At 48.8% G+C, this 11,565-nt stretch carries 13 protein-coding genes; 9 read left to right on the top strand and 4 right to left on the bottom strand.

Features of this window, described 5'->3' with window-relative positions; translation table 11 throughout:
• The 3 genes from uvrA to ACJ2PR_RS33015 form a co-directional block, all read left to right on the top strand.
• A partial coding sequence (gene uvrA / locus ACJ2PR_RS33025) for an excinuclease ABC subunit UvrA (protein WP_446880220.1) occupies window positions 1-2,036 on the top strand: 2,036 nt, incomplete at its 5' end.
• Between the two features lie 187 nt (window positions 2,037-2,223).
• Complete coding sequence (locus tag ACJ2PR_RS33020) at window positions 2,224-2,601, top strand: alpha/beta fold hydrolase (RefSeq protein WP_446880219.1); 378 nt, start codon at window positions 2,224-2,226, stop codon at window positions 2,599-2,601.
• A 73-nt stretch (window positions 2,602-2,674) separates the two neighbouring features.
• On the top strand, window positions 2,675-3,064 hold the full coding sequence (locus tag ACJ2PR_RS33015; RefSeq protein ID WP_446880218.1) for an alpha/beta fold hydrolase: 390 nt from the start codon (window positions 2,675-2,677) through the stop codon (window positions 3,062-3,064).
• A 122-nt stretch (window positions 3,065-3,186) separates the two neighbouring features.
• Here the strand turns inward: ACJ2PR_RS33015 and ACJ2PR_RS33010 are convergent, their stop codons facing one another.
• Together ACJ2PR_RS33010 and ACJ2PR_RS33005 are read right to left on the bottom strand one after the other, a co-directional pair.
• Window positions 3,187-3,522 (bottom strand): STAS domain-containing protein, encoded by a 336-nt coding sequence (locus tag ACJ2PR_RS33010; RefSeq protein ID WP_446867173.1) that lies wholly within the window; start codon window positions 3,520-3,522, stop codon window positions 3,187-3,189.
• A 139-nt stretch (window positions 3,523-3,661) separates the two neighbouring features.
• Window positions 3,662-3,805 carry a hypothetical protein gene (locus ACJ2PR_RS33005; RefSeq protein WP_446867174.1) on the bottom strand — a complete coding sequence of 48 codons (144 nt, stop codon included), beginning with the start codon at window positions 3,803-3,805 and terminating at the stop codon, window positions 3,662-3,664.
• A gap of 66 nt (window positions 3,806-3,871) precedes the next feature.
• Here ACJ2PR_RS33005 and ACJ2PR_RS33000 point away from each other — a divergent pair, with 66 nt between their 5' ends.
• A complete protein-coding gene (locus ACJ2PR_RS33000) occupies window positions 3,872-4,738 on the top strand; it encodes a lipid kinase (protein WP_446880217.1) in 867 nt (288 codons plus the stop codon).
• Between the two features lie 175 nt (window positions 4,739-4,913).
• A complete protein-coding gene (locus ACJ2PR_RS32995; protein WP_446880216.1) occupies window positions 4,914-5,912 on the top strand; it encodes an alpha/beta hydrolase in 999 nt (332 codons plus the stop codon).
• A 253-nt stretch (window positions 5,913-6,165) separates the two neighbouring features.
• Here the strand turns inward: ACJ2PR_RS32995 and ACJ2PR_RS32990 are convergent, their stop codons facing one another.
• Window positions 6,166-7,290 (bottom strand): geranylgeranyl reductase family protein, encoded by a 1,125-nt coding sequence (locus ACJ2PR_RS32990; protein WP_446880215.1) that lies wholly within the window; start codon window positions 7,288-7,290, stop codon window positions 6,166-6,168.
• Between the two features lie 590 nt (window positions 7,291-7,880).
• Between ACJ2PR_RS32990 and ACJ2PR_RS32985 the strand changes: the two genes are divergently transcribed.
• Both ACJ2PR_RS32985 and ACJ2PR_RS32980 read left to right on the top strand, forming a co-directional pair.
• Window positions 7,881-8,078 carry a hypothetical protein gene (locus tag ACJ2PR_RS32985; protein WP_446867176.1) on the top strand — a complete coding sequence of 66 codons (198 nt, stop codon included), beginning with the start codon at window positions 7,881-7,883 and terminating at the stop codon, window positions 8,076-8,078.
• A 129-nt stretch (window positions 8,079-8,207) separates the two neighbouring features.
• Window positions 8,208-9,167, top strand: a complete 960-nt coding sequence (locus ACJ2PR_RS32980) for a hypothetical protein (protein ID WP_446880214.1) — start codon at window positions 8,208-8,210, stop codon at window positions 9,165-9,167.
• 62 nt (window positions 9,168-9,229) lie between these two features.
• Here ACJ2PR_RS32980 and ACJ2PR_RS32975 read toward each other — a convergent pair whose 3' ends face one another.
• Window positions 9,230-9,769, bottom strand: coding sequence for a GAF domain-containing protein (locus tag ACJ2PR_RS32975; protein ID WP_446857725.1), 540 nt, complete (start codon window positions 9,767-9,769; stop codon window positions 9,230-9,232).
• A 205-nt stretch (window positions 9,770-9,974) separates the two neighbouring features.
• On the opposite strand from ACJ2PR_RS32975, the gene ACJ2PR_RS32970 reads away from it, so the two are divergent.
• Window positions 9,975-10,451 (top strand): TspO/MBR family protein, encoded by a 477-nt coding sequence (locus tag ACJ2PR_RS32970; RefSeq protein WP_446857724.1) that lies wholly within the window; start codon window positions 9,975-9,977, stop codon window positions 10,449-10,451.
• A 99-nt stretch (window positions 10,452-10,550) separates the two neighbouring features.
• The coding region (locus tag ACJ2PR_RS32965) for a hypothetical protein (protein ID WP_446880213.1) at window positions 10,551-11,565 on the top strand (1,015 nt) is incomplete at its 3' end.

Below are 11,565 nucleotides of genomic sequence, written 5' to 3'. Positions count from 1 at the left end.
TCTTCTCCTTTAACTCGCCCTATGGAGCCTGTCCCAACTGTCACGGACTGGGTAGCCATCGCACCTTCTCGCCCGAACTGGTGGTGCCCAATCCCAAATTGCCTGTGTATGCGGCGATCGCGCCCTGGTCGGACAAAGACAACACCTATTACCTGTCGCTGATTTGCAGCGTTGCCGAAGCCTACAAATTCGACATTCAGACCCCCTGGGAAAACCTCACCGCCGAACAGCAACACGTTCTCTTACACGGCTCCAAAGATCCGATCTGGATTGAGGCAGACTCTCGGTATCGCGAAGGCAAGGGCTACCATCGACGCTATGAAGGGGCCATTCCCCTGCTCGATCGCCAGTATCAAGAAAGCACGTCTGACCTCTACAAACAAAAGCTAGAACAGTATTTAGTCGATCAAGCCTGCGAAGTCTGCGACGGCAAACGACTCAAACCAGAATCTCTCGCCGTGCGGTTGGGACAATACCGAATCAGCGATCTCACCAGCGTCTCAATCCGAGAATGTCTGGATCGGGTGAATGGACTGAAACTGAGCGATCGTCAGGCGCAAATCGGCGATCTGGTGCTGCGAGAAATCAAAGCGCGTCTGCAATTTCTACTTGATGTGGGACTGGATTATTTGACGCTCGATCGTACCGCGATGACGCTTTCGGGCGGCGAGGCCCAGCGCATTCGGTTGGCAACTCAAATCGGGGCAGGTCTGACAGGAGTGTTGTACGTTCTCGACGAACCCAGCATCGGACTCCACCAGCGCGACAACGCCCGTCTACTCAACACCCTGACCAAACTGCGGGATCTCGGCAATACGCTGATCGTCGTTGAACACGATGAAGAAACCATTCGGGCGGCGGATTATGTCGTCGATATTGGGCCAGGAGCAGGCGTGCATGGCGGCAAGATTGTCTCTCAGGGCAGTCTGCAAGATATGTTGGATGCTCCAGACTCCCTCACAGGGGCGTATTTATCAGGTCGGCGCGTCATTCATACCCCTGGTGAACGGCGAGAAGGCAACGGTCGATCGCTGCAAATTCGTAATGCCCGCCGCAATAATCTGCAAAACATTGATGTCGATATTCCGCTGGGTAAGTTGGTCTGCATTACAGGGGTTTCGGGATCGGGCAAATCGACTCTGGTGAATGAACTCCTGTTTCCGGCGATTCAGCACAATTTTGGGCAAAAGATCCCGCAACCCAAAGAGATGCAGCCTGTGGTTGGTTTGAATGCACTGGACAAAGCGATCGTGATTGATCAGTCTCCGATCGGTCGCACGCCTCGCTCCAATCCGGCCACTTACACTGGAGTGTTTGACTACATTCGCGATGTTTTTTGCGAAACGATCGAAGCCAAAGCCAGAGGCTACAAACCGGGACAATTCTCGTTTAACGTCAAAGGCGGCCGCTGTGAAGCCTGTAGTGGGCAAGGCGTAAACGTAATCGAGATGAACTTCTTACCCGATGTCTATGTGCAGTGCGAAGTCTGTAAAGGCGCACGATACAACCGAGAAACCTTGCAGGTAAAATTTAAGGGAAAGTCGATCGCCGATGTCTTAAGCATGACCGTTGAAGAAGCGTCAGAATTCTTCAAAAACATTCCTCAAGCCTCGACTCGACTGCAAACGCTGGCCGATGTCGGTTTGGGATACATGCGGCTCGGTCAAACTGCCCCCACTCTGTCGGGTGGAGAAGCCCAGCGCGTCAAACTCGCCACCGAACTGTCTCGTCGAGCCACAGGCAAAACCCTCTATCTGATCGACGAACCCACGACAGGACTGTCTTTTTACGACGTTCACAAACTGCTTGATGTGGTTCAACGCCTTGCTGACAAGGGCAATTCCGTTCTAGTGATCGAGCATAATTTGGATGTGATTCGTTGCTCCGACTGGGTGATTGATCTGGGGCCAGAAGGAGGCGATCGCGGGGGTGAAGTGGTCGCCTTTGGCACTCCGGAGGTCGTGGCTCAAAATCCCAAATCTCACACGGGGCACTATCTCAAGCAGGTGTTAGAGCAGTATCCACCTATGGCTTAGAGGAGAGGAGTGAGTCGATCTTAGGGTGTAGCGTTAGAGCAAGTTATCTCGCTTGAGCCGAAACGCTTGTCTTTAAAGTCCCCAATAAGTTCCCAAAAATTGGCAGCTTGGGGGGCAGAGTCCGCAAACTCCGAAGCGAAGAAACTTGATGATTACCCCATAGAGCACTCTACACTCCATTTCTTATATGCACCACGATCGCATCTTCACCAACGGCATTCATCTGCACTATGTCACTCAAGGCAACGGCCCGCTGATGCTCTTTCTGCATGGCTTTCCTGAATTTTGGTACTCTTGGCGCAAGCAGATCCCCGAATTCTCTCAAGATTACAAGGTCGTCGCTCCAGACTTGAGAGGCTACAACGAGAGTGACAAGCCACCAGAGTTAGCCGCTTATGCTATGTCTGAACTCGTCGCCGATGTGAAAGGAATCATTGAAGGGCTAGGATACGATCGCTGCATTCTCATTGGACACGACTGGGGCGGCGCGATCGCCTGGAATTTTGCGTACGCTCATCCCACAATGGTCGAAAAGCTGATCATTCAATCTGCCTCACCCCGCTAAATTTGCCCAGGGACTCAAAACGCCCCAACAGCTTCTTCGCAGTGCCTACATTTTCTTTTTTCAGATTCCCGTATTGCCAGAGGCGCTGATTCAGTTAGGAGATTATCAAGCGATCGCCAGCGTACTTCCGGCAATGTCGGTGAACAAAAATGCCTTTGCTGCGGAAGACATTGAGGCGTACAAAGATGCGTTTGCCAAACGGGGCACCTTGACTTCGGCCCTCAATTACTATCGCAACTCATTTCGGCAAGGGTTGACCCGCGAGGATTGGCGGACTTTGGAAGTCCCAACGCTGATGATTTGGGGCGAAGACGATGCCGCCCTGGGCAAAGAATTGACCTACGGCACTGATAAATATGTGAATGACTTTCAGATTAAATACATTCCCAATTGTGGGCACTGGGTACAACAAGAAAAACCGCAGCTTGTGAATGATTATATTCGTGAGTTTATTAGCGGTTAGCCTCAACTAAACAGACATTTCAAAGCAGTAAAAATGGGTAGCGGATTTCATTAAAAATCACCCACTACCCACAACAATTTGCGCTGATCTACCTATTCACAGACTGTTTCATCGACTCTTCGTTATGGAGCCAAAACTAGCGATCGCGCTTCACCTTCCTCAATTGCCGAACCCTCAAGAATCTCAAACACTCGCTCCATTCCGGTCAGTTCTAACAACATTTTGACCTGCTCATTGACTCCGGTGAGAAACAGATTTTTTTGAGCCGATCGTACCCGTTTGAACGCCATAACCAGCGCCATCAGCCCAGTGCTGCTCATAAATTTGACTTCTGAGAAATCAACCAGCAAAACATTGGCTTCAGACTGAACTGCCCCATCAATCTGCTGGTGAAACTGAGCGATCGAGGCATCATCGAGGGATTGAGGAAAATTGATAGTTTTTGTTGAGAAGTCCATATACCTTTACCTAACGACAAAGCTAACTATTGAATGAAGCAAGTCTACTACTGGTAGATCAAGAGCACGTTAAGCGCTGCGAGTACAGGCAGAAAATATTATTCGTATCTTTGCAGGTTCATTCAAAAAAGATTGATAGCTAGTTAACAAAATCGATCGTAGAAATGAAATTTGGAATGAATTGGCTGGCTAAATACGCTTGCATACGCAGATTATTCTGAATCGCCTCAATACTCATCTGCCGCAGGAAGGAACCCCCCGTCAAATAGATGCCATTTAGCATAGAGTGATTGAGGCGCTTGCTTTGTAGATCACCCTTAATTCACCTCAAACTTAACCCCTAATTTTTATGAATCGAGCTTTATTGTTAGTCAATCGTCACGCTCGCAAAGGACAACAGCAGCTAGAAGCGGCGATCGCTCAGTTGCAGGCGTTAGGATTGGTGCTGATCGAAGAACCGACTGATCACCCTGACCATCTACCCGACGTGATTCGGCAATATCGCGATCGCGTGGATTTGGTGATCGTAGGGGGCGGAGATGGCACTCTGAATGCAGCCGTCCAGGGGTTAGTCGAGACTCCGCTGCCGTTGGGAATCTTGCCGCTGGGCACCGCAAACGATCTCGCCCGGACGTTAGGAATTCCGGCAACGCTACCCGAAGCCTGTCAAATTATCGCTAGGGGCAAGGTACAAAAAATTGATTTGGGCTGGGTGAATGGGCGATATTTCTTCAACGTGGCCAGCCTGGGGTTGAGCGTGCAGATTACCCGCAAGCTGACCAAAGAGGCAAAAAAACGTTGGGGAGTTCTCGCCTATGCAGCGACGGCGATGCAGGTCTTATGGGAGAGTCGGCGATTTCATGCAGAAATTCAGACAGAGGGGCGATCGGAAAAAATTCGCACAGTCCAAATCGCGGTAGGAAATGGGCGATATTACGGTGGCGGAATGGCTGTGGCGGAAGATGCGGCGATCGACGATCAGCGACTCGACCTCTACAGTTTAGAAATTCAGCACTGGTGGCAAATGTTGGCGGTGTTGCCTGCGATGCGACGAGGGAATCACGGAGTCACCCCCTGGGTACAAACCTGGCAGGGCAAAGAGTTCCATGTTTACACTCGCCGCCCGCGCGACATTAACACCGATGGAGATATTACGACCTCAACGCCTGCCCACTTTCGAGTCATGCCCAAAGCGCTCTCGGTGTTGGTGCCGTGAAGATGAGGGGTGAGTGGTGAGGGATGAGCGATGAGGGATGAGGGATGAGCTTTCTGCCATCTAGGAACGCCCTTAAAATTCCTTGTTATGCGGCTCAATTGACCATTCGGAGCGTGGTTGAAAAGTTATTTGTGGGATAATTTCAACCGTCCTCACGTATTGCGGATAACCTAAAATGCTGAAGCTTGTCGCACTCGTTGGAATCTTGATTAGCATCATTGGGTTTGGATCAATTTATCAGGGATGGGCGACAAGGCGCGATCGTCGTCAAGTTCTGCCCGCCGGAAAAACGAGCGAGATGAATGGTTGCGGTCTACACCACCTAGTGATGGGAGAAGGTCAACCTGCGGTCATTTTGGAGAGTGGACAAGCAGCGACGCATCTCGATTGGCAACTCGTACAACCTGAAGTCGCCAAATTTACCCAGGTTGTTAGCTATGATCGCGCTGGTTATGGCTGGAGTGATCTCAGTGCAAAACCGCGTACTGCTCAACAAGTTGTAGAAGACTTACGGCAACTGCTCCAGAGTGCTGGCATTAAGCCGCCTTATGTTCTTGTTGGCATGTCTTTGAGTGGTTTCTTTGTGCGATTGTTTGCCTATCAATATCCAAAAGAAGCGTCTGGCATGGTCTTAGTTTCTGTCTCTCATGAGCGGATGGATGAAGAAATGCCGCCAGCGATGGTCAAATTGAACCAACAGTTTGAGTGGCTGACGATTCACATTTTTCCGATCGCTGCACGAATTGGCTTGCTGCGATTGTTGGTCAACTTCAATCAATTGCCATTCCTGCAAATTCTGATCGACAAACTGCCCTTGGCTTTGCGGGTAAGCGCTAAAGCTATTTATTCACGCACTCAATTTTGGCAAGCAGTCGCTCAAGAATCGGCCGCGTTCTCGGACAGTGTAGAGCAAATTAAACAGGCGCGTCGCACGAAATCATTTCCGAATATTCCTTTGATCGTCTTATCATCTGGAAAACCAGACCTTGGAGCATCAATGGAACTGATTGAAACAATGCAGGTGTTGGATGCGAACCTAGCAACGGAATCCCCGCAGGGCGCTCAAGTGATTGCTGAACAAAGTGGTCATGGTATTCACCTAGACGAACCTGAGCTAGTCATTGATGCGATTCGTCAAGTTGTTGAGCAAGCGCGTTGTAGCACCACCGCATAACAACCCGATTGGAGGGGCGAAAAGAGTCTTCACCTTCTCTTAAAGTGCTCCAGAATTGGTCGTTTGGGGGCAGACGAGTTGAACACCGAGGCGAAAGAGTGTCAGCGAATTGACGTTACTAGAATCTTTAAGAAAAAGATTGGAAACGCGATCGACTTCAAAAACATCGCCCCAGAAGTCCATGAAAAACAAAGCGAAGAATATAAACCGCTCCTCCCTCCTGCCTCCTCCCTCCTCCCTCCTCCCTTCTAAATCACCCTCCCATTCCGGGGATCAGGCTACCGCTCAAGCGTTTGAGAGCACGGGTGGCCACGTCAGCGTAGCGCAGTTCACCACACATAATTTTGCCCAGTCGATCGGTCGCGGTGGGTCGTTTGACCCCTACTTTGTAGCCAATGCCAGGAACGCGGTAAAACACGCCTGCTAGACGCTGGGCCCAAACCATATCAACGCCCCATTCTTTTTGAATCACCTCGGTGTAATTTGCTAGAGCAGCCCGATCGCCAGACAACGATCGGTCGATCGCATCGGCCGCTTTCATGCCGCTAAACATCGAGGGACGAATTCCCTCACCTGTAAAGGGATCAACGACACAGGCGGTTTCTCCAGCCAGCAGCGCGTTTTGGGCGTGGAGTTTTTGGTCGCCATCCCACAGACAAATTGGATGCAGGTGAACCTGGCTACTTCTGCCATCGATGCCCGCGAGGGACGCATACTCTGCTAGGTCAGCTTTGAGATCTTCGTGATCGCCGCCTCTAAAGGTGCTGGTGCCGATCGAGTAGCCGTCTGATTTTGGTAAATTCCAGATAAAGCCATTCTTGACAATGCCAAAATCAAATTGGGCACGATCGTCCTGGTTGGGCTTTGGAGCCTCCATCACAGCCCCCATACGGGTTTTGCGTTCTTTGAATCCGAGCCATTTTGCCATTGGCCCTTTGGCTCCATCCGCCGCGATTAGATATCGAGCTTCGACGGGGCCGTTAGAGGTGTTGACTTGCCAGTGGTCGCCCTGAAACGAGATGCCCGTCACAGAGGTTTGATCCCGCAGTTCGGCTCCTTGTTTTTGAGCTTGTTGAATCAGAAAGTGGTCAAAGACTTCGCGGCGCACCATCCACATCGGTTCAGGTGTTTTGAGGGTGGCATCGACCGGATCGCCCAACTTCCAGGTGTAGCGGATCGCCTCTACTTTGAGCGAGATAGCAGGCGAAAAGTCAAAATCAAACCATTGAGCGATCGCAGGAGATACGCCACCACTGCAAGCTTTGTATCGGGGCAGCGCCTCTTTTTCTAGAATGAGTACCGATCGTCCACGCTTTGCTAAATGATAAGCGGCAGTTCCTCCAGCGGGCCCGGCTCCTACGACAACACAATCAAACATAAAGCTAAAAATCTCACTTCTAACAACAGTAGAGTCTGAATGGCTATTCAAATATTTGAGCAAATATCCGAACAGTTCAGTCGATCCTCACAGAGAGTTTGCACGAATCTACGAATCTTATCGAAAGAATCTTGGTTATTCTCTCCCGCATCCCTTAAAGAAGTTGACCACTCCAAAATTTCCTTAAAGAACCATTGAACTGCGTTGAATTTTAACAAAGTTGTGACTGATTTCCTGCAAATCTCGTGAATCCTACTGAGCAAAGTTCTAGCTCAGGCTGCGTAAAAACCACAGAGCATTTAATCTTAAGCAGTTAAGGCTAGACAGACGCTAATTCAACACTTTTGGAAAAAGCAATCTGGGGATCAGGGCGCGATCGCCCTCTCTCTAAGCGACTACTGACTTTAATAGGGCGAGTTTTGTCCGTGTCTACTGATTTGATCTGCAAACAGAAAATTTTTTCTGGCTCAGAGTAAGGGTTAAAGCTGCTTCAACTTAGCGAGTTGCACGGAATACAAAGTTTTGATGTAGAGATAGCATGTTTTTATAAAAATTCAATGAGCTAGATCAACGTCTACTTAATGAATTGAATGAAAAAGATTGGCGTGAAGGAGATTAAGGCTGTGATCTGGCAAGTTTGCATTCGCTACTCTAATGGTTCTGAACGGGTTCTGCGGAGCTATCGCGATCGAGAGATCGCTTTACGCTACATTGATGCGCTGTATGCAGATGGCTATCCGTTGCACCTGGCTTACATTGCGCGACCGTTTCGAGTACAGGCGGCCTAATCGAGAGAAGTGCTTGAACGACTAATTTTTACCACTGAGAGTAAATGTTAACAAATAATACATTTACCGGAATCTAAGCAAAACTACTGGAATACCAAAGGAGGCCATCAACACTCATCCCTCACCGATATGTTACGCAATTATTTCCAGGAGTTTTGGCAGGACAGCTACGATTTTTGGTACGAATTGTATTTAGGATTAACCAAAAATCCGCGATGGTTGCTGATGAGAAATCTGGGGCGATTTGGGATAGTACGATCGCTGCTACATGCCCAGTTCAAAAACGATCGGGAAGCTAATTGTGAGTTAAAAGGGGGGTCTGTGTTTAGTGAAATTGATCTTCCACAAGTCATCAAATCGCTTGAAACAGAGAGTTTATATTTAGGAATTAATTTGCCTGGAAATCTGGTGCAAGAGATTCTAGCGTTTGCGAAGTCTGAAGTTTGCTATGGCGATCGCAAACCTAATCTTGGCTTTTATTATCTTCAAAAAGAACAGGCGCAGCGTCAGTATGGTAAGTCTTTTGTCACGGCTAACTATTTCAACACGGCTGAGACTTGTCCGGCGATTGCGACCTTAATTCATGACCCGACTTTGTTAGCGATCGCAGCGGCCTATTTAGGCGTTAAGCCTGTCCATGTGAGCACTCGACTGTGGTGGAGTCTGGCAACGGAGGCTTCAGGGCACGATCGCCGCAAAGCAGCCCAAATGTTTCACTATGATTTGGATGACTATCGTTTCTTAAAGTTCTTTTTTTATTTAACGAACGTTGATCTTTCAACCGGCCCTCATATTTGTGTTTTAGGAAGCCATCGACGCAAAAAATTTAGGCATGAATTGTTTCGCAAGCGGTTTTCTGATGCAGCAATTTTGCAACACTACGCCTCTGAAAAAGTAGTCAAGATCTGTGGAAGCGCAGGGTTTGGATTTGTAGAAGACACCCTGTGTTTTCACAAAGGAGAGCCACCGTTAACCAGCGATCGCTTGATGCTACAGATCGAGTACGCCACCTATGATTACGGAATGCAGCACGACTATTTGGAGCGATCGACCTCTGCACAGGTAATCAGCAATGTGGGACTATCCTGAAGGCATTAATTATCTAATAGAGTGTAAGTTATTCGGCTTAACACAATATAGATCAATGTAGATTATCCAATTTCTACAATCGACTTCGCTGTGGCTAATTTCTCTGCACTTTTTTGCATTTGTTGAATGTCGAATGGTGACCAGTCGCGGGGCGATCGACAATGATGAGCAACCAGCAAGCCCCAGAGTCCTTTCGCTGTCACAACAGGAACCACCAGATTAGCCCGGACGTTCATCCCGCGCAAAAAGTCTTTATGACACTCCGCGATCGATTCGATTTCAATGTCAGCAATTGCTCGAACTCGTCCCGCTTCATACATCGCTGCGTAGTCGCCGTTAAAGCACTCATCAGGGCCCGTTTCACCCAAAATCGAATATCGGTCAGAACTCAATGACTCAAAGGTGACACGCCCCTTCCACTGGCGATAAAAGTAGTACAACACTAAGCGATCGGTTTCCAGGTCAGTTCTAAGCTGTTGTACCGTTTGCCGAACCAGATCATCGCGTTCCAAAACTCCAGTGATTCGCGTCATGATTCTTGTCAGGCTGCGATCGTCGGAGGGCAGGCGATCGAGATTAAATGAGCTATTTTCTTCAGTCACTACTCTCAAAATTAACGTTTGACTATTTTATAAGATCTATCTTTAGCCTTCTTGCTTCTTTTGGAAGAATTAAGCCTGTATCGTTCTTTACAACTTGACGAAGACCTTGAGGGCAAAGCTTTCTCACTAAAGGTCGATTCAAAAGAGTGGGAGGTTTGACAAACTTAAAATTGTAAAAATTGTGGCGGTAGGGGATAAGCAAACAATGATTCAGCCGTGGATGGTCATTGGAGCGGTAACTTTTTTAGTGTCGCTGGGTGGGTTCTTGATTCGATCGCGTCAGGATCTACGGTGGGCAAAGCGGCTCGATCGCCCCGATTGGCTTGTGTTTGAACCTGCGATTCCAGTGATTTGGACAATCATTTTTGTCTGTGGTGCCTGGTCAGCCACGATCGTTTGGCAGCATGACCCCAATAGCTTGAAAACCTGGGTGTTGATGGGATTCTATTTACTTTTAGAAATCACAACCGTTGCTTACATTCCGCTTACTTTGAGACTTCGCAGTTTGGCGGTGGGGACTGCTCTGGGAGGACTGGGGCTGATGTTTGGTCTAGTTTTGAGCGTGATTATTTGGTCAATTTCTCACTCCGCCACCTTTTTGCTAATTCCCTATTTGCTGTGGAGTCCGATCGGCACCTATACTACACGAGAAATGATTGATCTCAACCCTGAAGCGGTTTAACCAGAGCGTGATAGAAAGTTTGTGATTTGTTGCTCTTCGGTCTTGACTCTCTAGAGTTGCTATAGTGGCTTCTGGCTGAGTTGATTGGGGGAGGTTAGTGTGCGGCACGTTATCAGGATTGCGATCGGGATAGTGCTCGTCTTCATGTTGGCCGCTATTTCTAGCGTCAATGCACAAAGTCCGATTCCGATTCCTAAAATAGAACTCCCCAGATTAACCAATTCGTCGGGTGTTAGTAGTACTGAACTTGATCGAGGAACGGTCAGACTGGATGGAAGAAGACTGTTTACGATCGCGGCCCCTGCGGTCAGTGGAAAATCTCAGCAGAATGGCACAACGCCGCTTCAGGAAAGGGTTCAGACGATTGAGACAACCTTGCATCGGCTTGTCGATCGTGGGTTTGATGCCAATCAGTTGCAGGTGAAATCGGCGATCGAAACACAGAGTAACCTACCTGTAATCTCTGTAAACGGTCAGTATTTAATGACGGTGACGACTCTGGATGCTCAGACGCGAGGGGTGGAGCCTGCGGTCTATGCGGATGAGTTGACGCGAATTTTGCGAGAAGAATTGCTTCGCTCAAGACAAGAACGACAGCCTGAATCACTGGTTAGACAAGGGCTGGTGGCTGCGGGAACCGTCTTAGCAATGTTGATTAGCAGTCGTCTTTTAGCCCGATGGCAGCGGCGGATCAAAGCCCAACAAGACCGCACTCAGGCAGAAATTCCGGCTGATCCGATCGTGTCGGCCAACACTCCACAAACTGCAAATCTCACCACTCAGCAAACCGTCCGGCAGCAATTTGTCAAACGCCAACAGCGAAACCTCAAAGATGCTCAGAGACGGCTGATTCAGCTTGTGCAAGTGGCGATTTGGGCGGCGGGCGGCTTTACGATTTTGGGTTTATTTCCTTATAGTCGTTGGTTACAGCCGATCGTGCTTTCGGCTCCGCTCAAAATTTTTGGCATTATCGCAGCCACTTATTTAGCGATTCGGCTGGGTGATGTTTTGATCGATCGCTTCTTTAGTGTTTTAGAAGATGGTGAGTTTATCTCTCCCGAAGATTCTCAGCGATTGGCTTTGCGATTTTCTACGTTTTCGCGAGTGGTTAAAA

It is taken from the genome of Phormidesmis sp. 146-33, from assembly GCF_052939515.1.
The sequence above is the reverse complement of the archived record's forward strand: the minus strand, read 5'-3'. Positions and strand labels throughout refer to the sequence as shown.

Excerpts from the sequence above, each read along its gene's own strand:
- ACJ2PR_RS33020 (WP_446880219.1), top strand. The coding sequence starts at position 2,224 with ATGCACCACGATCGCATCTTCACCAACGGCATTCATCTGCACTATGTC.
- ACJ2PR_RS33010 (WP_446867173.1), bottom strand. The coding sequence starts at position 3,522 with ATGGACTTCTCAACAAAAACTATCAATTTTCCTCAATCCCTCGATGAT.
- ACJ2PR_RS33005 (WP_446867174.1), bottom strand. The coding sequence starts at position 3,805 with ATGCTAAATGGCATCTATTTGACGGGGGGTTCCTTCCTGCGGCAGATG.
- ACJ2PR_RS33000 (WP_446880217.1), top strand. The coding sequence starts at position 3,872 with ATGAATCGAGCTTTATTGTTAGTCAATCGTCACGCTCGCAAAGGACAA.
- ACJ2PR_RS32995 (WP_446880216.1), top strand. The coding sequence starts at position 4,914 with ATGCTGAAGCTTGTCGCACTCGTTGGAATCTTGATTAGCATCATTGGG.
- ACJ2PR_RS32990 (WP_446880215.1), bottom strand. The coding sequence starts at position 7,290 with ATGTTTGATTGTGTTGTCGTAGGAGCCGGGCCCGCTGGAGGAACTGCC.
- ACJ2PR_RS32985 (WP_446867176.1), top strand. The coding sequence starts at position 7,881 with ATGAAAAAGATTGGCGTGAAGGAGATTAAGGCTGTGATCTGGCAAGTT.
- ACJ2PR_RS32980 (WP_446880214.1), top strand. The coding sequence starts at position 8,208 with ATGTTACGCAATTATTTCCAGGAGTTTTGGCAGGACAGCTACGATTTT.
- ACJ2PR_RS32970 (WP_446857724.1), top strand. The coding sequence starts at position 9,975 with ATGATTCAGCCGTGGATGGTCATTGGAGCGGTAACTTTTTTAGTGTCG.